General features: G+C 71.2%; 13 protein-coding genes and 1 pseudogene. 6 read left to right on the top strand and 8 right to left on the bottom strand.

The annotated features are described in order from the left end of the window. Window positions 1–13: 13 nt before the first annotated feature. Window positions 14–472 (bottom strand): MarR family winged helix-turn-helix transcriptional regulator, encoded by a 459-nt coding sequence (locus tag AMK10_RS11585; protein WP_073747586.1) that lies wholly within the window; start codon window positions 470–472, stop codon window positions 14–16. Between AMK10_RS11585 and AMK10_RS11580 the strand changes: the two are divergent. Next, window positions 441–803: pseudogene (locus tag AMK10_RS11580) on the top strand (carboxymuconolactone decarboxylase family protein); the annotation flags it as partial. The gene AMK10_RS11585 and the pseudogene AMK10_RS11580 sit on opposite strands and share 32 nt — an antisense overlap. A gap of 111 nt (window positions 804–914) precedes the next feature. Then, window positions 915–2,435 carry a DUF1996 domain-containing protein gene (locus tag AMK10_RS11575; RefSeq protein ID WP_073747585.1) on the top strand — a complete coding sequence of 507 codons (1,521 nt, stop codon included), beginning with the start codon at window positions 915–917 and terminating at the stop codon, window positions 2,433–2,435. 44 nt (window positions 2,436–2,479) lie between these two features. On the opposite strand, the gene AMK10_RS11570 is transcribed toward AMK10_RS11575, so the two are convergent. Continuing rightward, a complete protein-coding gene (locus tag AMK10_RS11570; RefSeq protein WP_073747584.1) occupies window positions 2,480–2,956 on the bottom strand; it encodes a hypothetical protein in 477 nt (158 codons plus the stop codon). 145 nt (window positions 2,957–3,101) lie between these two features. Here AMK10_RS11570 and AMK10_RS37975 point away from each other — a divergent pair, with 145 nt between their 5' ends. Next, window positions 3,102–5,039 (top strand): hypothetical protein, encoded by a 1,938-nt coding sequence (locus AMK10_RS37975; RefSeq protein ID WP_073747583.1) that lies wholly within the window; start codon window positions 3,102–3,104, stop codon window positions 5,037–5,039. A gap of 134 nt (window positions 5,040–5,173) precedes the next feature. After that, on the top strand, window positions 5,174–5,911 hold the full coding sequence (locus AMK10_RS11560; RefSeq protein WP_073747582.1) for a TetR/AcrR family transcriptional regulator: 738 nt from the start codon (window positions 5,174–5,176) through the stop codon (window positions 5,909–5,911). Here AMK10_RS11560 and AMK10_RS11555 read toward each other — a convergent pair. The 3 genes from AMK10_RS11555 to AMK10_RS11545 all read right to left on the bottom strand — a co-directional run bounded on the left by AMK10_RS11555 (window position 5,896) and on the right by AMK10_RS11545 (window position 13,603). Further along, complete coding sequence (locus AMK10_RS11555) at window positions 5,896–6,246, bottom strand: 5-carboxymethyl-2-hydroxymuconate Delta-isomerase (protein WP_073747581.1); 351 nt, start codon at window positions 6,244–6,246, stop codon at window positions 5,896–5,898. The two genes, AMK10_RS11560 and AMK10_RS11555, sit on opposite strands and share 16 nt — an antisense overlap. Window positions 6,247–6,470: 224 nt before the next feature. Further along, complete coding sequence (gene pulA / locus AMK10_RS11550) at window positions 6,471–11,777, bottom strand: pullulanase-type alpha-1,6-glucosidase (RefSeq protein ID WP_073747580.1); 5,307 nt, start codon at window positions 11,775–11,777, stop codon at window positions 6,471–6,473. 95 nt (window positions 11,778–11,872) lie between these two features. Next, window positions 11,873–13,603, bottom strand: a complete 1,731-nt coding sequence (locus AMK10_RS11545) for a carbohydrate-binding module family 20 domain-containing protein (RefSeq protein WP_073747579.1) — start codon at window positions 13,601–13,603, stop codon at window positions 11,873–11,875. A gap of 422 nt (window positions 13,604–14,025) precedes the next feature. On the opposite strand from AMK10_RS11545, the gene AMK10_RS11540 reads away from it, so the two are divergent. Then, window positions 14,026–14,490 carry a hypothetical protein gene (locus tag AMK10_RS11540; RefSeq protein ID WP_073747578.1) on the top strand — a complete coding sequence of 155 codons (465 nt, stop codon included), beginning with the start codon at window positions 14,026–14,028 and terminating at the stop codon, window positions 14,488–14,490. 19 nt (window positions 14,491–14,509) lie between these two features. Here AMK10_RS11540 and AMK10_RS11535 read toward each other — a convergent pair whose 3' ends face one another. Beyond that, complete coding sequence (locus tag AMK10_RS11535; RefSeq protein ID WP_073747577.1) at window positions 14,510–15,508, bottom strand: GlxA family transcriptional regulator; 999 nt, start codon at window positions 15,506–15,508, stop codon at window positions 14,510–14,512. Window positions 15,509–15,651: 143 nt separating this feature from the next. Here AMK10_RS11535 and AMK10_RS11530 point away from each other — a divergent pair, with 143 nt between their 5' ends. Continuing rightward, a complete protein-coding gene (locus tag AMK10_RS11530) occupies window positions 15,652–16,242 on the top strand; it encodes an isochorismatase family protein (protein ID WP_073747576.1) in 591 nt (196 codons plus the stop codon). A 270-nt stretch (window positions 16,243–16,512) separates the two neighbouring features. Here the strand turns inward: AMK10_RS11530 and AMK10_RS11525 are convergent, their stop codons facing one another. Both AMK10_RS11525 and AMK10_RS11520 read right to left on the bottom strand, forming a co-directional pair. Beyond that, window positions 16,513–17,529, bottom strand: coding sequence for an NADPH:quinone oxidoreductase family protein (locus tag AMK10_RS11525; RefSeq protein WP_073747575.1), 1,017 nt, complete (start codon window positions 17,527–17,529; stop codon window positions 16,513–16,515). A 46-nt stretch (window positions 17,530–17,575) separates the two neighbouring features. After that, on the bottom strand, window positions 17,576–17,941 hold the full coding sequence (locus AMK10_RS11520) for a MerR family transcriptional regulator (RefSeq protein WP_073747574.1): 366 nt from the start codon (window positions 17,939–17,941) through the stop codon (window positions 17,576–17,578). Window position 17,942 lies beyond the last annotated feature (1 nt).

Raw genomic sequence — 17,942 nt, 5'->3', positions numbered from 1 at the left:
GGGCCCGGGAGGCTCAGCCGGCGAACCAGCCCTCCGCGTCCAGGCGGAAGGCGGACGCGGGCGCCATCCTGCGGAGGTCCGCCTCCAGCGCCCGGACCCGCTCCGCGCCGAGGGCTTCGACCCACTCGGCACGGAGCCGGTCGAAGCCCTCGGCGGACCGGGCCAGCACGTCGACGCCTCGCGCGGTGAGCCTGACCAGCTTGCGCCGGCCGTCCGCGGGGTCCTCGACACGTTCCACGTATCCGAGGCCCTCCAGCTTGTCGACCGTCTTCCCGGCCGCCTGCTTGGAGACCCCCAGCCGCCGGCCGATCTCGCTGGCGCTCGCCCCCTGCCGCCCGACCGCCTGGAGCGCGAAGCCGTGAGCGGGACGCATGTCCTGGTGGCCCTGGGCGACCAGGTCGCGGTGCATCGCGTCGATGATCGACCGGAAGCCCGCGCCCCTGGACCCGCTCTCCCGCGAGGTCGTCGTCATGACGATGGCGACCCGCAACGACTGCCACGTGTGCGTGGAGACGCATACCGCGAAACTCGTCTCGCTCGGCGCCGCACCGGAGCTCGTCACGGCGTTGCGAACCCCTGGGGAGCAGCCCCTGCCGGACGAACGGCTCGAAGGAGTACGCCGGTTCACGCTCGCGGCCCTGGAGACCTCGGGCGCGGTCGGGCACGACGCGCTCCGGGCCTTCCTGGCTCTGGGCCACACCGAGCGCAACGCCCTCGAGGTCGTGCTCGGCATCGGCGCCTACACCCTCTCGACCCTGGCCAACCGGATGACGGGAGCACCGATGGAGACCGTGCCGGCGTAGTCCGTGTCCAGGAATTCCGCGGCGGTCTGAACGGGTGGGGCCTCCGGTCCGTATGGGACGTCACGCTTCCGATTCGGAGCACTCGAAGCGGACTCGAAGCGGAGGAGTTCCATGGGACGCACATCGCGCAAGAAACGTTCGACTCTGGCCAACCGGGCGATCGTCGCCTCGGCCGCGCTGATCCTGGGGGGAGGTGGGCTGGTCGCCGTCAATGTGTACGCGAGTGCCGGAGAGGGCACGTCCGGCCCGCCTCGCGGGGAGTTCCAGGCCGCGGGCCGCCAGATGTCCACCATCGACTGCCCCGACGCGGGGATCGCCCTGCCCGGGATACCGGAAGGGGCGCGGCCGGAGGTCGACCGTGAGCTGGCCGCCATGGACACGCAGATCACCGAGGCCTACCGGCAGTTCGCGGACCGCAGGGAGCGGATCGCCCGGGACCCGGCCCTCGCGACGAACGCCGTCCTGGGCCCGCTGAGGAACAAGCGGGCCGCCAGCCTCGACCGGATCGGGATCGCGGTCGAACGGGTCTCGGGCGAGCGGCCTCAGGGCCTGGACGGGCTCGCGGGCTGCAGCCTGCGGGCGGACGACGAGGCGGCCCCGCCGGAAGACGGTCAGGCGGGAGACGGTCAGGCCGAGGAGGGCCAGGGGAACGGCCAGGGAGACGGTCAGGGCGAGGAGCCCGGCCAGGCCGCCGACCAGGGGCAGGGCGGGGACCAGGGCGAGGGCGACGACCAGGGCGGGCAGGGCAACGGTCCCGAGGCCTCCGACTTCGTCGACATCGAGTCCGTCCAGCCGAACGCCGACCGCCCCCGCAATCGCCGCGGCGCCTCCCGGGGCACCTTCCGCACCGACTGCGGCCGCAACGAGAACGGCAAGTTCAACCCGGACAACGTCATCGCCGCCCCCGGCGTGAGCAACGGCGCGCACCACATGCACGACTACATCGGCAACCAGGCGACCGACGCCTTCTCCGGCGACGACGAGCTGGCCGCGGGAGCGACCACATGCCGGAACCAGGGCGACAGGTCCACGTACTACTGGCCGGTGCTGCGCCTGCAGAACGGCCAGGACGAGAACGACGTGGACGCGGACGGCGGCGGGAAGGACCAGAACACCGGGGAGATCCAGACGCCTTCCCAGGTCACCCTGAAGTTCGTCGGCTCCCCCACCGGGAAGGTCACGGCGATGCCCCGCTTCCTGCGGATCATCACCGGGGACGCCAAGGCGTTCACCAACGGCGACGCCAACGCCAACGCGTCCTGGAGCTGCACCGGATTCGAGAACAGGCAGCTGAAGGACAAGTACCCGATCTGCCCCGAGGGCAGCCAGGTGGTGCGCACCTTCGCCTTCCAGAGCTGCTGGGACGGGCGGAACACCGACAGCGCGAACCACCGCACCCATGTGGCCTTCGCCCAGGACGACGGGCGGTGCCCGCAGGGCTTCAGGGCCATTCCGCAGCTGGTGCAGCGCATCGTGTACGACGTCCCGCCGGGCCCCGGTTTCGCCGTCGACTCCTTCCCGGAGCAGCTGCACAAGCCCGGCACGGATCACGGTGACTTCATCAACGTCTTCGACGACCGGCTGATGAGAAAAATGGTGAGCTGCATCAACGGCGGTCGCTCCTGCCGCTGAGCCGGCGGCCCCGGCGGCGGTGTCCGCCTCACGAACCTGCGCGGTCAGCTCCCGTGGTGACCGGAGTGCCCTTCCTCGCTCCCCCCACCCGCACCGTTCCCGGTGTGGTGCGGCGAGGCGGTCTCCACCGTCCCCCCGAGCCGGCCGCGCAGCGCCGCGACCACGTCCGCGTCGCCGACGGCGACCCACTTCCGGCCGACCAGATACGAGCCGCCGTAGTCGTTGGCCTCGTTGAGCCACTCCCGCTGGCCCCGGTCGGTCGCGAAGGTGGCGAGCACATAACGCCCGTCCTTCGTCGTGCAGTTGGCCTGCCTGAGCTCCTCGGCGTCGGTCTGCACATTCGGCTCGCAGTCCGCCTTCGACGCGAGCTGCTCCAGGGTCCCGCTCGCGGTCGTCGGCACGGCGGGCCTGTCGTCGCCGTCCGCTCCTCCGCCGCACCCGGTGAGCAGGGCAAGCCCCGCCAGTACGGCCGCGGACGCCCGGCGGGCCCGTGCTCCTCGCCACTCCAGCTGCTCCACCATCCGGCCATGGTGCCCCCGTCCGCCCTCGGCGCGCGGGCGAATACGGGAACCTCCTCGGCGCGCGGGCGGACGCGAGAACGTCTCGCCCCGCCCCGGGGCGCGCACGCCGGAGTGACCATCGCACCATTCGCTCGTTCTGCTGAACATGCCCCCACTGCGAGCAGTACCGCCTCCCGCCGGCCGCCCGTTCGCGGAGCAGCTCGCCGGGGAGCGGGCCGAGAGCGAGCCCGCCGAGCACTACGCGCGGCTGGTCCGGATCGCGTATCTCGTGCTGGCGCCCTCCCGGGGCCGCAACCGCCGGGTGCTGTCCGCCCACTGGCTGGCCCAGCGGGCGCTGGCCGGGGGCCAGGGGCCCGAGCCGGGGCGGGCGTACGCCCATGTGCGGCTCCAGGTGGTGCGTTCCGCGCTGGAGGCGGGGCTGCCGCTGTTCCGGCTCGCCCGGCCCCGGCGGGCGCAGTTCCCGCCGCTGGTGCCGCAGGTGTGGGGGCTGCGGCTGTTCCCGCACTCCTGCGGTGCGGACGAACTGGCCCTGGAGCAGGCGCTGGCCGGGGTGTCGGGGGCCTGCCGGGCCGCCCATGTGCTGCGGGGGCTCGAAGGGCTCGACGACGCCGAGGTGTGCCGGGTGCTCGACGCGGCGGGTGTCGCCGATCCCCGGGCGGCGCTGCTGGAGGCGGACGTGCTCACGGCGCCCCACGCGCTGCTGGCCTCGCCGGAGTTCGACCCGTGCTCCTTGCAGGTCCGGCCGGCCGACCCGGTCCGGCGCCGGCGGTGCGGGCGCACCCTGCTGGCCGCGTCCGCCGCGCTGCTGGTCTGCGGGACGCTGCTGCTGATGCCCGGGGACGGCCTCGGAGGGCCCGACGCGGTGTCCGGGCCGCCCTACTCCCGCCACCGCAGTGCCGAACAGGCACTGGATCCGGGCGAGTTGCGCCGGGTACCGGAGAACCTGTGGCGGGGCTCGGCCCGGATGGACTTCACGGTCTGGCCCACGCGCGGCGACCGGACGGCGGACTCCGGGCTGCTGCGCCGCGCTCTCGCCGCCTGGGCGCGGCCCGGGCAGGCGGTGGTCTCGTCGGCGACGCCCGGGACGCCCGACGGCCCGCCGATGGGCCCGCCGCAGCTGCTGTACGCGGGCGAGGTCGGCCCGGCTGCCGTGGTGCTCTTCCACGACGGGCTGCGCGTCGTGCGCTACGCCGAGGCGCGCAACGCCGATCCGTCCCGGGGCGCGGTGCTGGACTTCGCCCGGGTGGACGGCGCGGACGCGGTCACGGCGAGCGCGCTGGTGGTGCAGCGCCGCGAGGGGCGGGTCCGCTATCTGACGGCGCCCTGGGTGCGGGAGGTCGCCGTACGGGATCTGCTGGCACCGCGCGGGGCGGCGCTGCCGCTGCGCCGGGACGGTGCCGGGGTGACGGACCCGCTGGCCGGGCCGGTGCCGGCCCAGGGCGGTAGGGACGACGGTGCGCGGGACTGCCGTTCCTGGCCGGCGCTGGAGGTGCGGGACGGCTCGGCGGCCCGGCTGATGACGGATCTGGGCGAGCTCACTCCCGTACGCCTGACCTCGGGCGCGCCGTCCGCCCCGCACGACGTGGCGGGCGCCGCGGAGCGGGAGAGCTGGGCGCGCACCGCCTGCCTGCTCCCGGCGGTGCGGTCCAACGGCGTGCGTACGGTGAACTCCTGGCCGTACGCGAAGCAGCGGCTGCCCGAGGGCGAGGGGGACGCCCGGTGGTTCTGCACCAGGGCGGACACCTGGCGGGGCACGGGGAGCAGGGTGCTGGCGCAGTTCCAGGCGCCCCCAGAGGTGTCGGGCGGTGACGGGGCGCCGGGTGCGGTCGCGGCCCGCGCCGAGGACTCCCCGGACTGCGGGATACGCAGGCCCCGGGTGCTGGCGGGCGTGCTGTGGAAGTCGGACGGCGGCCGGTGGTACGTACTGGCGGCGGGCTCACGGCAGTTCGCGTCCCTGACGGCGACGGGCGGGGTGCGGGGCCGGGCCGACGGGCGGCTGCTGGCGCTGCCCGCCGGGGAGGGTGACCGGGCGCGGCTCGACGGGCTGCTGGAGGACGGCAGCCGGGTGGGCGCGCTGCACTGAACGCCTGGGGCCTTTCGTTCGGATCAGGGCGGAGCCCGCCAGGATCCGGACGAGAGGCCCTTGGCGCAAGCGGGGAACTGCCTGGTGGGAGTGCGCCTGACGGCCTCGGTCCCACCCCGGTTAGGCTGTCCGGCATGACGACCGGTGTGCGGCGCAGGATGGGCGTCGAAGAGCGCAGAGCACAGTTGATCGGCGTCGCGCTGGAGTTGTTCAGTCACCGTTCGCCCGACGATGTGTCGATCGACGAGATCGCGGCGGCGGCGGGCATCTCGCGTCCGCTCGTCTATCACTACTTCCCGGGGAAGCGCAGCCTGTACGAGGCCGCGCTGAAGCGGGCCGCCGACGAGCTGGCCGCCCGCTTCCTGGAGGCGCACGAAGGGCCCCTGGGGGCCCGGCTGATCCGCGTGATGCGCAGGTTCTTCGACTTCGTCGAGGAGCACGGGCCGGGCTTCGCCGCGCTGATGCGGGGCGGCCCGTCGGGCGGTTCCTCCACGGCGAACGCCCTGGTCGACGGGGTGCGGCAGGCGGCGTACACGCAGATCATCGCGCACCTGGGTGTCCCGCACCCGCCCGCGCGGCTGGAGCTCGTGGTGCGGTCCTGGGTGTCGCTGGCGGAGTCGACGGCCCTGCTGTGGCTGGACGGCAGGCGCATCCCGCGCGCCGAGCTGGAGTTGCAGCTCGTGCACGACTTCGCGGCGCTGGCGTCGGTGAGCGCGGCGTACGACCAGGAGATGGCCGGGATCATGCTGCGGGTCTTCGCCCAGGAGCCGGCGGACGGGCCGTTCGACGAGTTGCTGACGCGGCTCGCCGTGCTGGCGCCCGCCGCGCCGGGTGTCCCGGCGCAGCGCCGGCCCGCTCAGCCCTTGCGGTAGGAGGCGTCCAGGTCCCGGATCTCCGCCGAGGCGTGCACGCTGAGGCCGTCGACGGGCTTGAGGTGCCCAGCGAGCAGCTCGATGACGGCCTCCGTGAGCTGCGCCTTGATCTCGGGGGTGCGTCCGGGCAGCATCGCGATCGCGACGTTCACGACGGCGTCGCCCGCCGCCGCGTCACCGGCGACGAAGTCCTCGGCGCGGCGGAACCGGGTCTTGCAGGCGGCGATCTTCGTGGACACGGTCTCGGCGACGAGCGGGTGGAGGGCCAGGGCGAAGCCACGGCGGTCGAAGCTGTCGTCGAGCTCGGCCGAGTAGTCGACGGTGATCTGTGGCATCGAGCGCTCCTGATGGCGAATGCGGTACGGGTACGTATACGTGTACGGCGTGCATGCACGTGTACGGCTTCAGCTTCGCGTGATCGCGCCGTCCGCACAAGGGAGCCCCGCCGCGGGGAGCACGCACGGGGAGCCCCGCCGCGCGGCCCGTCCGGCGGAACGGGGCCGGCCCCGGCCCGCCCCCTCTCGGGGTGCGGGGCCGGGGCCGGCCGGGGTGCGGGGTCTCAGCGCAGGCTGTAGACGGCGACCGTGCGGCCCGGGACGGTGAAGCTGCCCGAACCGGTCTCGTACGACGCCTTCTTGACCGTCGCGTCGGAGCCCGATGCCTGGACCGGGTGCAGGGCGTACGCCTTGCCGGCCAGCTCGGGGACCTTCTGGCTCTGCGTCGCCGGGGTGGCGTTCATGACGACGACCAGGGAACCCAGCCGCATCGTGATCACCCCGGGGGTCTCCTCCTTGCCGGACAGCGGGAAGGACAGGGCGTCCTGCACCTGTGCGGTGGTGGAGAGGCCGAAGTCCTTCTCCGTGGTGCGGATCGTGAGCAGGTCCTGGTACGCGGCGGACGCGCCCGTGATCTGCGCGCACCCGGGGGTGAGCGCGGCGGAGGTCAGCAGCGGCTTGCCGTAGGACCACTTGTCCTTGTTGTCGGCGGACGGGGGCAGTCCCCGTCCGAAGCCGTTGCCCTTGCGGCAGTCCCAGTGCAGGGCGTTGAACCAGTCGCCGCTGTCGTAGGAGTTGCGGTCCAGCGACTTGGAGCGCAGCAGGTCGGTGCCCGCCTGGGAGAGCGAGGGCCCCTGGGAGAGCGCGGCCGTGGCCATCGCCAGCACCTGCATGCGGGCCCGTTCGGCGGCCGTGGTGTCCACCGGGAGCTTGAAGGCGAGGGCGTCGTAGAGGGTCTCGTTGTCGTGGGCGTCCGCGTAGGCGAGGGCGTCGCCGGGTGCGGCCGCGTATCCGGCGGGCGCCCCGTTGTAGTCGACGGCCGAGCCCTTGACCGTGCGGCCCTGGGTGTCGGTGAAGGTGTAGTCGGCGAGGTTGCCGGTGAGGCCGACCTTGATCAGGTCCTGGTAGTGGAGCAGCCGGGCCTTCTGTTCGGCCTCGGTGCCGTTGGCCGCCGAGGTGTTGGGGTCGGTGTAGAGGCCGGAGGCGAAGCCCTGGACGCGCGGGTCCTCGTCGAAGGGGCCGCCGCCGCGCACGGCGTCGCGGGCCCGGTCGGAGAAGGTCGCGATGCCGGTGCCGGCCATGTTCTTCTGGGTGGCCTGCACGAAGCGGGCGTCGTCGGCGATCTCGCCGAAGTTCCAGCCCTCGCCGTAGAGGATGATCTTCTTGCCGTCGACGCCGTCCTTGGCGACGGTGAGCTCGTCGAGGGCCTTGCGGACCGCGAGGATGTTGGCCTTGGGGTGGTGTCCCATCAGGTCGAAGCGGAAGCCGTCGACCTTGTACTCCTTGGCCCAGGTGACGATCGAGTCCACGACGAGCTTGCCCATCATGGTGTTCTCGGGCGCGGTGTTGGCGCAGCAGGTCGAGGTGGCGACGGTGCCGTCCTCCAGGAGCCGCTGGTAGTAGCCGGGCACGATCCTGTCGAGGACCGACTTGTCGTCCTGGCCGGAGGCCACGGTGTGGTTGTAGACGACGTCCATGACGGTCCGCAGTCCGGCCTTGTTGAGCCCCTGGACCATCTGACGGAACTCGGTGGTGCGCTTCGTGCCGTCGGGGTCGGAGGCGTAGGAGCCCTCGGGGACGGTGTAGTGCAGCGGGTCGTAGCCCCAGTTGAAGGCGTCCTTGGCGGCGGCCTTCGTCACGCAGGCCTGCTGCTCCTCGGAGTCGGGGGCGTAGACGGAGAGGTCGCAGGCGGGCTTCTGCTGGTCCGACTTCTTCTCGGGGATCGTCCCGATGTCGAAGGCGGGCAGCAGGTGCACGTAGCTGGTGCCGGAGTCCGCGAGCTCCTTGAGGTGCTTCATCCCGTCGGAGCCGGTGTCGGTGAAGGCGAGGTACTCACCGGGGTGCTTCGAGGTCGTGTCGGTGACCGAGAAGTCACGGACGTGCAGTTCCTGGATCTGCGCGTCCCGCAGCGGGACGGCCGCGGGCTTCTTCAGCGCGGACCAGCCGCTCGGCGCGAGCTTCGGGTCCTCCAGGTCGACGACGAGGCTGCGGGCCGAGTCGGCGGTGAGCGCGGTGGAGTAGGGGTCGGTGACCTTGTTGGTGACGGTCCTCTGGACGCTCGGCGCCCAGACGTCCACGGCGTAGCGGTAGGGCTTGCCGGTCCAGCTCTTCGGGCCGGTGGCCGACCAGACGCCGGTGCGGTCGTCGCGGCGCATCGGGACGGTCTTCCCGTCGAGTTCGAGGGAGACGGTCCGGGCGGTGGGCGCCCAGACGGAGAGCGTGGGGCTGCCCTTGCGGAAGACCGGGCCGAGGGAGGCGCCGCTCGCGGCCTTCCCGTACAGCTCGTCCAGCACACCCGCCGTCTGTACGCCGGTGGCGGCGAGCAGGGCGCCGTTGGCGGCGCGCTGGGTGGCGATCAGCTGGCCGCGGAGGGATTCACGGACGCGGTCCCGGTCCCGGGTGTCGACGGTGAAGGCCGGATAGTCCTTGAGGTGCGGGTACTTGGCCTTCTGCGCGTCGGTGAGCGCGGTGGCGCCGAGCCGCAGCCACTGCCCCTCGTCGGAGAGGGCGCCGTCGATGACGGAGATCCCGCCGTTCTTCGCGTAGACGAGCTGCTGGCTGGTGGCGTCGGTCGCCTTGACCTTCCAGACGACGGTGTTCGCGTCGATCCACTGGGCCTCGGCCTTGGTCAGGTCGGGCGTGGGCACGCCGCCGGCCTGGGGCAGGAGGTAGCCGGGCTTTCCTCCGAGCATCCAGACCTCGTGGCCGTACGAGGCGATGTCCAGGGACTGGTCGCTCGGGAGGTCCTTCTCGTCGCCCTTGTGGAGGATGTAGCTGAGCGAGGTGGCGCCGTCGGTGAGCGGAACCTCGAAGGTCACCCCGTACGCGTCGGTCTTCACGGGCTGCAGGGGCTTGGCCCAGTCCGTGGGCGAGGCCGCGCCGGTCCAGGTGTGCAGTCCCCAGCCGTCGTAGTTCCCGTCGGCGCGGTGGTAGTGCAGGACGGCCTTGGTGGTGTCCTGCGGCTCGGTCGCGGGAGCCTCGGTCGCCTGTCCGTCCTTGCCCTGCTCGACCCAGACCTGCCCGGTCCTCGCGAGGTCGACGGTGCGCTCGGGCCCGTCGGCGGTGCCGTCCTTCTCGACGGTGTACGGGACGGAGGAGGCGCCCTCGTCGAGGTCGATCCAGGCGAAGGCTCCGTAGGCGTCGCGGCCGATGAAGTCGGCGCTCTTGCCACCGGACTTCAGCTGCCAGCCCTCGTAGTCGCCGTCGGCCCGCTTGTAGTGGACGACGGCCTGGTCGCGGTCGACGGCGACGGGCTTCTGCGCGGGCGGGGCCTGGCCCGCGGTCGTGGAGGCGAGGGCGCTCGCGGTGCGTCCGGCGCGGTCGACGACGACGGCCTTGTAGCGCAGCGGGGTCCCGGCCTTCACCGAGTTGTCGATGTGCTGGGTGACCTTGTACGGGGCGTGGTCGGCGGAGCCGAGGGTGGTCCACTTCCCGTCGCCGGTCTGCGCGGCGAACACGACGCGGTTCAGGTCGCCGCCGTCCACACCGGCGCTGATCTCGACGGTGCCGGTGGCTCCGGCGGCCGGTGCCTTCAGCGTGACCGACGGCTTGGTGGCGGGGCTGCCGAGCTGCTTGTCGGCGCGGAGCACGACGCTGGACAGGGCGGGCACGGTGACCTTGACGGTCTTGTCCGCACCGCTGCGAACGGTGCCGGAACCGCCGTACAGGGTGCGGAAGTTCATGCCGGCGGACTCGGTGGTGAGCTCGACGGTCCTCGTCTCGGTGCCGTTGTTGGTGGCGACGAGGTATTCGTACGGGCGCTTGGTGTCCGTGCGCGAGAAGGCGTAGACCGAGTCCTTGGCGTAGCGCTCGGTCTGGGTGCCGTCGCGCAGGGCCGGGTGCTCACGGGTGAGCTTCGACAGGGCCGCTATGGAGCGGTAGAGCGGGTGCGTGGTGTCGTACGCGTCGGAGGCGTGCGTACGGTCGGTGCCGATCTGGTCGTCGTCGAGGTAGTCGGCGGTCTTCGAGGCGAAGAGTGTCTGGCGGGCGTCCTTGTCGCCGCCCGCTCCGGTGTAGCCCTGCTCGTCGCCGTAGTAGATCACCGGGTTGCCCCGGCCGAGGAACATCAGCTCGTTGGCGAGGCGGGCCCGGTCCAGGAGCTCGGCGTCGCCGGCCTTCGGGTTGTCCTGCTTCAGGAAGGTGCCGATCCGGCCCATGTCGTGGTTGCCGAGGAAGGTCACCTGCTCGTAGGCGTTGGCCTTGTCGGTGGTGTAGCGGTAGTCGTCACCGTAGACCGCGGCGAGCTTCGAGGCCGGGGCGCCCTGGGAGGCGTACTGGCGGGCGGCCTCCTGGAAGGGGAAGTCGAGCGTCGCGTCGAGCCTGCCCCGGGTCACGTAGGGCGAGGTGATCGCGGTGTCGGCGGAGTAGACCTCGCCGAACATGAAGAAGTCGTCCCGGCCGTGCTTCGCGGCGTAGCCGTCGAGCGCGGTGGCCCACTGGGTCCAGAAGTCGAGGTCGACGTGCTTGACGGTGTCGATGCGGAAGCCGTCGATGTCGAAGTCGCGGACCCACTTCTCGTAGATCTTCTCCATGCCGGAGACGACCTCGGGACGCTCGGTCCACAGGTCGTCGAGGCCGGAGAAGTCTCCGTACTCGGTGGACTCGCCGGCGTAGGTCGAGTCGCCCCTGTTGTGGTACATCGTGGTGTCGTTGAGCCAGGCCGGGACCTTCTTGCCCGTGTTCTCCGGGGTGTACGGGAAGGAGTCCTCGTCCACCTCCTCGACGCCCTGGGTGTCGTCGAAGGGCCTGCCCTCCTCGTCGAGGTACGGGAAGGCGCCCTTGGGCTTGTAGCCGTACTTCTTCTCGGCGTAGTCGACGGTGTCGGCGGTGTGGTTGGTGATGACGTCGAAGAAGACCTTCATGCCCTTGCCATGGGCCTTGTCGATCAGCTTCGTGAGGTCGGCGTTGGTCCCGAAGTGCGGGTCGACCTGGGTGAAGTCGGTGATCCAGTAGCCGTGGTAGCCGGCCGAGGCGTTGTCACCCGTTCCCTGCACGGGGCGGTTCTTGAAGATCGGGGCGAGCCAGATCGCCGTGGTGCCGAGGCCCTTGATGTAGTCGAGCCGCTGGGTGAGGCCCTTGAGGTCCCCGCCCTGGTAGAACCCCTTGTCCGTGGGGTCGAAGCCGGTCTCCAGCCGCGAGCCGGTCAGACCGCCCCGGTCGTTGGAGGTGTCGCCGTTGGCGAAACGATCCGGCAGCACGAAGTAGAACTGCTCACGGGTCAGGTCGTGCCTGGCCGGTTCCTTCGCGAGCTTCGCGTCCGACGGCGGGGCGGGGGGTCTGGGCGCGGCGGACGCGGTGGCCGCCGGGACGACGGGCAGCAGCGCAGCGCACAGTGCGGCTACGGCCCCCCGCCGGAGGGTGGTTCGGGACACGGGAGGGTTCTCCTCGGCTTTCGGGGATCGGGCGGTGGAGCGGTGCGGGCCGGGGACGCTCACCCTCGCGTCCCCGGCCCTGGTGGTGTGTGCGGTCAGCTGCGCCAGACGTCGGCGGTCAGCGTGACCTTGCCGGAGGCCGGCACGGTGGCGGTGCGGTTGGCGCCGCTCTCCCAGGTGACGTTTCCGCTCGCGTCCTTGCGGATGTACTTGTACTCGAAGGACGTGCCCGCGGGCAGGGCGACATCGAGCTTCCAGACGGGGTACGTCGCCGGGTCGAGCTTCAGCGCGCTTCCGGGGGCCCAGTTGCCGAGCGCGGCCTGGTTGCCGGTCACGTAGATGTTCTGGCCGAGCTGGGTGGTGGCGTTGACACCGAAGGAGGCGCCGGACTGACCGGTGCCGGGGTCCGGGTCGGGGGTGGTGCCGCCTCCGGTGCAGGTGCGGGCGTTCACGTGCAGCGCGACGGCGGTGTTGGAACCGAGCGTGGCGGTGAACTGGCCGGAGCCGTTGACGGTGACGCCCTTGCCGGACTGCACGTCGCAGTAGTCACCGGCGGGCAGCGACGTCTGGAAGGTGCGGGTCAGCGAGGAGCCCTCGTGGTTGATGGCGACGTACGCCTTGGAGCCACGGCCGAAGGCGATCTGGTCGCCGCCGTTGTCCCACCAGTTCGAGAGGGCCTGGCCTCGGGCGGCGTTGCGGAAGCCGACCATGGAGGAGATCTCGCGCCAGGCGTGCTGGCACTTCCAGCCGTCGCTGTAGCAGGCGTTCACCTGGCCGCCGTTGGGCGGGCCGGCGTCCTTGTCCGACCACTCGTAGCCGGAGTGGACGTCCGGGGAGCCGTAGGGGTAGGCCAGCATGAAGACGCTCGCGAGGGTGTAGTTCGCGCCGTCCTTGTAGTTCAGGGTGTCGCCGCCGCGCTCGGTGTCGTGGTTGTCGACGAAGACGGCGGACTTGCCGGATTCCATGAAGCCCCAGCCCTCGCCGAAGTTCTTCAGGTTGGCGAGGTTCTCGTTGTTGAAGACCTGCTTGAGGCTGCGGCCGTAGCGGAACTCCTGGACGTCGCCGCTGCCGAGGTACTCGGAGGGCGAGACGGCCTCCCCGGCTCCGTATATCGCCTCGTGCTTCCAGTACACACCGGTGTTGCTCAGCCTCGACTTGATGTTGGCGAGGTCGGCGGCCGGCATGTGCTTGGCGGCGTCGATGCGGAAGCCGTCCACGCCCAGGGAGAGAAGGTCGTTGAGGTATCCGGCGATCTTGCCCCGGACGTAGTCCTCGCCCGTGTCCAGGTCGGCGAGACCCACGAGCTCGCAGTTCTGGACGTTGCCCCGGTCGCCGTAGTTGCTGATCTGCGACTGGCAGTCGTTCATGTCGTTGACCGAGTAGAGGCCCGGGTAGTCGTACTTGGTGTACGAGGAACCGCCGGTGCCGGTGCCGGACCCGGCCGACATGTGGTTGATGACCGAGTCCGCGATGACCTTGACGCCCGCGGAGTGGCAGGTGTTCACCATGTTCGCGAAGGCCGTACGGTCGCCGAGGCGCCCGGCGATCTTGTAGCTGACCGGCTGGTAGGAGGTCCACCACTGGCCGCCCTGGATGTGCTCCTGGGGCGGGGAGACCTGGACGAAGCCGTAACCGGCGGGGCCGAGACTGTCCGTGCATGCCTGGGCCACGGAGCTGAACTTCCACTCGAACATCACCGCGGTGACGTCCTTCTCACCGGGCGGCGCGGCCTGTGCCGTTCCGGCGGCGCCGAGCCCGGCGGGGAGGGCGAGGACTGCGGCGCCCATGGTGAGGGCGAGCGCGCCAGACAAGGGTCTGCGTGCCATGACTTTCCTCCTGCGGTGGGGGAAGTGCGGGGATGGCGGAGCAGCCTCACATGGCAACGCGCCGTGCCCTCAAGGCTCATGAAGCTTCTTGCAGCAAGGATGCAAAAGCCCGTGCGCAGCAGACCGTACGAGCCTGGCCTGCCCTGGTCAACCCCCTGGACACGACGCGATTACGTCCCGCTCACATCCTCGAAATACTGGAGATTTCTTCCTGCAAGGACTTACGCAAGATATTGCGGGCCTGTTAAGTTCTTAGCGACTCCGGCCCGGTCGGCCGGGGGTCCGGTCCACCGGATCCCACGCGCCCGGCCGACCGGGCCGGTCACGCCAAGGAGAGGCCCCGACGTCGCTTCCCCGCCGGCCCAATCCTGGGCCGACCGACGGGCCTCTCCTGCGCGTTGCCCGGCTATGCTCACCGTCCCATGAGCACCGGACGCCCCCTGCGCACCCGCGAACGGGTCCTTGTACGCATAGCCGTCGTCTTCGTCCTGCTCGTCGCACTCGGCGGCGGAGCGGGCCTGGCGGCCGAGGGGCTCGAAGGCCGCGCCGCCCTGCGGGACGGCCCTGTCGGCGCCCTGGCTCCCACCGACCGCCAGTGCGGCAAGGAGTCCTGCACCTGGATCGGCACGTTCACCAGCGCCGACGGCAGGGTCACCGAACGGGACGTCGACCTGAGGGACGACGTCGAGGTCAGCCGTGGCGAGGCCATGCCGGGCACGATCGACGGCGTGCGGCTCGCGGAGGACTCGGAGACCGCCTACACCACCGACTACGGCTGGCGCGCCCCGCTCGCGAAGGGCGCCGCGATGGCCGCCGTGGGCCTGGCGATCGCGGCGGGTCTGATCCTGATGCTGCGCAGCCGCGGAAGGGCGGCCGTGTCACCCTGAGGCAGCCTCCAGGCGCCCTTCAGCCTCGGGCCCCGTCAGCCCTGAAGCGGCGCCGGTACTCGGTCGGTGTGGTGTCGAGTCTGCGGCGGAACGCCCTGACGAGGGTGTCGACGGTGCCGAATCCGCATGCGGACGCGACGCGTTCGAGGGTGGCGTCGGTGGTTTCGAGCCGGTTCCGTGCCACCTCGACACGGGCCGATTCGACATAGGCGTGCGGAGTCGTGCCGAGTTCGGTCTTGAAGATCCGGGTGAGCTGCCGGTCGCTGACGTGGGCGTGTCCGGCGAGGTCCGCGACGGTGAGCGGCTCGGCGATGTTGCGCATGATGTGGTGACGGAGGTCCTCGATGCGCCGCGTCATGGAGACCTGTTCCAGGGGAACGCTGAACTGGCTCTGCCCGCTCGGCCGCTTCAGGTACATCACGAGTTGGCGTGCGACGCTCAACGCGACGGCCTCGCCGAGGTCGTCGGCGACGAGGGCGAGCGAGAGATCGAGGCAGGCGCTGATTCCCGCGCCGGTCCACACGTCGCCCTCGCGGATGAAGATCGGATCGGCGTCGACCTCGACGGCCGGATGGTCGTCGGCCAGTTGTTGCGCGGTCGACCAGTGGGTGGTGGCGCGTCTGCCGTCGAGGAGTCCGGCGGCGGCCAGGATGTGCGCTCCGACGCAGACGGAGGTGATCCGCCTGCTGCGCACGGCGAGTTCCTTCACCCGTGCCACCACGCTGGGATCGGTGAGCGGGTGCACGCGACGACGGCTGTCGATCTCGACCGCGCCGGGCACGATCAGGGTGTCGATGCGCTCCGTGGACAGGGCGTCGAAGGTGACGTCCGGGAGAACGCGTACCCCGGCGCCGGTGGTGACCGGGTCCATGGTCTCGGCGGCGAGGACCACGTCGTAGCCCGCCGCCTCGTCCGACTCGCGTCGCGCGAGGGAGAACACCTCCGGGGGTCCTGTGACATCGAGCAGGTCGACGCCGTCGAAGAGGACGATGACGATCAGTCGTCGGACGGTGCTCATGGGACTCCCGGGCCGGTGCAGTCGATGTCGGTTTCTGCAGGTTAGATGACATTGCCGACACACGGTGGTGGCCCTAGCGTCATAGGCGCAGGTCATCGCACCGGTGAGCTGCCCTCCGACACTCGATCCCCAGGTGGTTCCCCATGCCCAGAACGACGCTGCGCCGGCTCAACGGTCTCGACGACACCCCCGCGAAGCTCGCCGCATCGACCCTGGTCCTCGTCGACTACCAGAACACCTACACGACCGGCGTGATGGAACTGGACGGCTGGCAGGCGGCACTGGAGGCCGCGGCCGAGCTGCTGGCACAGGCGCGCCGCGAGGCCGCGAAGGTCATCCATGTCATCAACGACGGCGGCGAGGGCACCCCGTACGACATCCGGGCCGAGATCGGCCGGATCCACGCCGCTGTCGCACCGGCCGACGGTGAGCCGGTGATCGTGAAGAAGGCGCCGGACGCCTTCGTCGGTACGGACCTGGGCCGGCATGTCGACGACGCGGGCAACAGCGATCTGGTCATCGCCGGGTTCATGACGCACATGTGCGTGGCCTTCACCGCCCAGGGCGCCTTCCTGCGCGGCAACCGCCCCACGGTCGTGGCGGACGCCTGCGCCACCCGGGCGCTTCCGGTCCTCGAGGCCGAACTTCCTGCCGATCAGGTTCACTTCGGCGCGCTCGCCACCATCGCCGACCTGTACGGGGTCGTCGTCCCGTCCCTGAAGGAGCTCGCCTGAGGAGTGCCCGCCCCTTGCCCGCCGGACGCCCCTGACGCACGGCGGCCCGGCTCAGTAGGTGTGGCCGGGGCCAGTGCGGGTCCTCCCAGCGTGCGGGGCCGGACAGACCGAGCAGCCGTACGCAGTGGAGCAGTTCCGGCGAAGCGCCCTGGGAGCGGAGGCGCGCGGGTGCGTGGACGGCCAGCCAGGCACTCAGCTCACCTGTCCGCTTCTCGTCGGGCACCGGCCCCCTCGACCGGGCCTGAGAACGGTGAGCCCGGGCCGGGCACCCTAGCGCCAGGGATCGAGCGCGAGCTTGCCCCGGGTGCGGCCCGCTTCGAGTTCCTCCAGCACCGTCGGCCCTTCGGCGAGGGGAAGCACCTGAGGAGTACCGGGCGGGTACACACCAAGGGCGATGAGCGCCTCGATCTCGTCGAGCAACGACCGGTACAAGGACGGGGCCGCGACCGCCAGCGCACCGATGTGCAGGCCCTTGATCTGTACCGGATGGGTGAAGATCAGATCATGGGTGGTCAGCGTGACATCGCCGGAGGCGGCGCCGAACACGACGACTCGCCCGGTGAAGGGTCTGGTGACCGACAGGCTCGCCTCGAACGTGGCCTGTCCCACCGATTCCAGAACGAGATCGACACCGCTGGTGAGGCGGGTGATCTCCTCGGCCAGATCGGGGCTTCGACCGTCCAGGACCTCGTCCGCGCCGAGCGCCCTGACGGTGTCGTGCTTCGCCGGGGACGCCGTGGCGATCACCCGCGCACCGTAGTGGCGGGCGAGACGCACGGCAGCCTGTCCCACTCCTCCCGCCGCAGCGTGGACGAGCACCACCTCACCCGCTTCGATCTCGCCCAGCGGTTTCAGTGCCGCCAGCGCGGTGGCCCAGTTCAGGACCATGCCGAGCGCTTCGGCGTCGCTCCATCCGGTCGGTACGGGAAGGGCCCCTGCGGCCGGGAGCGTCATGTACTGCGCGAAGGCCCCCGGGCCGGCACCGACGACGTGGGTGCCAGGGCGCAGCGGGTCGGCGACATCCGGGCCGGCACCCACGATCTCGCCGGCGGCTTCGAAGCCCGCCACGTAGGGGGCCTCCGGACCTCCTCCGTAACTCCCTCGGGTCTGCATGACATCCGCGAAGTTGACCCCGGCGGCACCGACTCGGATGAGGTACTCGCCGGGACCCGGGACGGGGCGGGGATGATTCGTGGTGAGGGTCAGGTCCCTGGGCCCCCGGTGCGACTGCTGGACGAGTGCTCGTACGGTCCGATCGGCGGTGTGCTGCTCTTCGTCGGTCTCCATACGCCGACCGTAGGCACCTGACACTTGTGTCAAGGTCAAGCGACGGTCAGAGATCCGTACGGCGGGCCTCTCGGAGATAGGCGTCGAGTGCCGCGTGCTGATCACTGAGGACGGCGATGCGAGCGGCGAGCCGGTCGCGATGGCTCCGTACCTCGTCCAGGAACTCCGCGCACACCACGTCGGTTCCGGCATCGGATTCGCCGGTAAGGCCGGGCAGGGCATCCCTGATCAGCCGCACGGGCAGCCCGGACTCCAGCAGCGAGCGGATGACGAGCACCCGGTCGATGGTGGAACGGCAGTAGTCGCGGAACCTGTTGCTGAACCGGCCGGGGACGATCAAGCCTTCGTCCTCGTAGTGCCGTAACGATCGCGCACTGACGCCGCTGGCCCTGGAAGCTTCACCGATCTTCATA

The sequence above is a fragment of the Streptomyces sp. CB02058 genome (genome assembly GCF_001905505.1).
Lineage (GTDB): Bacteria > Actinomycetota > Actinomycetes > Streptomycetales > Streptomycetaceae > Streptomyces.
Note: the sequence above shows the minus strand (reverse complement) of the source record. Positions and strands in the feature narration are given on the sequence as shown.

What these genes read in the sequence shown, in the direction of transcription:
- AMK10_RS11520 (WP_073747574.1), bottom strand. Translation starts at nt 17,941, where the DNA reads ATGAAGATCGGTGAAGCTTCCAGGGCCAGCGGCGTCAGTGCGCGATCG.
- AMK10_RS11575 (WP_073747585.1), top strand. Translation starts at nt 915, where the DNA reads ATGGGACGCACATCGCGCAAGAAACGTTCGACTCTGGCCAACCGGGCG.
- AMK10_RS37975 (WP_073747583.1), top strand. Translation starts at nt 3,102, where the DNA reads ATGCCCCCACTGCGAGCAGTACCGCCTCCCGCCGGCCGCCCGTTCGCG.
- AMK10_RS11555 (WP_073747581.1), bottom strand. Translation starts at nt 6,246, where the DNA reads ATGCCACAGATCACCGTCGACTACTCGGCCGAGCTCGACGACAGCTTC.
- AMK10_RS11545 (WP_073747579.1), bottom strand. Translation starts at nt 13,603, where the DNA reads ATGGCACGCAGACCCTTGTCTGGCGCGCTCGCCCTCACCATGGGCGCC.
- AMK10_RS11530 (WP_073747576.1), top strand. Translation starts at nt 15,652, where the DNA reads ATGCCCAGAACGACGCTGCGCCGGCTCAACGGTCTCGACGACACCCCC.
- AMK10_RS11535 (WP_073747577.1), bottom strand. Translation starts at nt 15,508, where the DNA reads ATGAGCACCGTCCGACGACTGATCGTCATCGTCCTCTTCGACGGCGTC.
- AMK10_RS11560 (WP_073747582.1), top strand. Translation starts at nt 5,174, where the DNA reads ATGACGACCGGTGTGCGGCGCAGGATGGGCGTCGAAGAGCGCAGAGCA.
- AMK10_RS11585 (WP_073747586.1), bottom strand. Translation starts at nt 472, where the DNA reads ATGACGACGACCTCGCGGGAGAGCGGGTCCAGGGGCGCGGGCTTCCGG.
- AMK10_RS11525 (WP_073747575.1), bottom strand. Translation starts at nt 17,529, where the DNA reads ATGGAGACCGACGAAGAGCAGCACACCGCCGATCGGACCGTACGAGCA.
- AMK10_RS11540 (WP_073747578.1), top strand. Translation starts at nt 14,026, where the DNA reads ATGAGCACCGGACGCCCCCTGCGCACCCGCGAACGGGTCCTTGTACGC.
- AMK10_RS11570 (WP_073747584.1), bottom strand. Translation starts at nt 2,956, where the DNA reads ATGGTGGAGCAGCTGGAGTGGCGAGGAGCACGGGCCCGCCGGGCGTCC.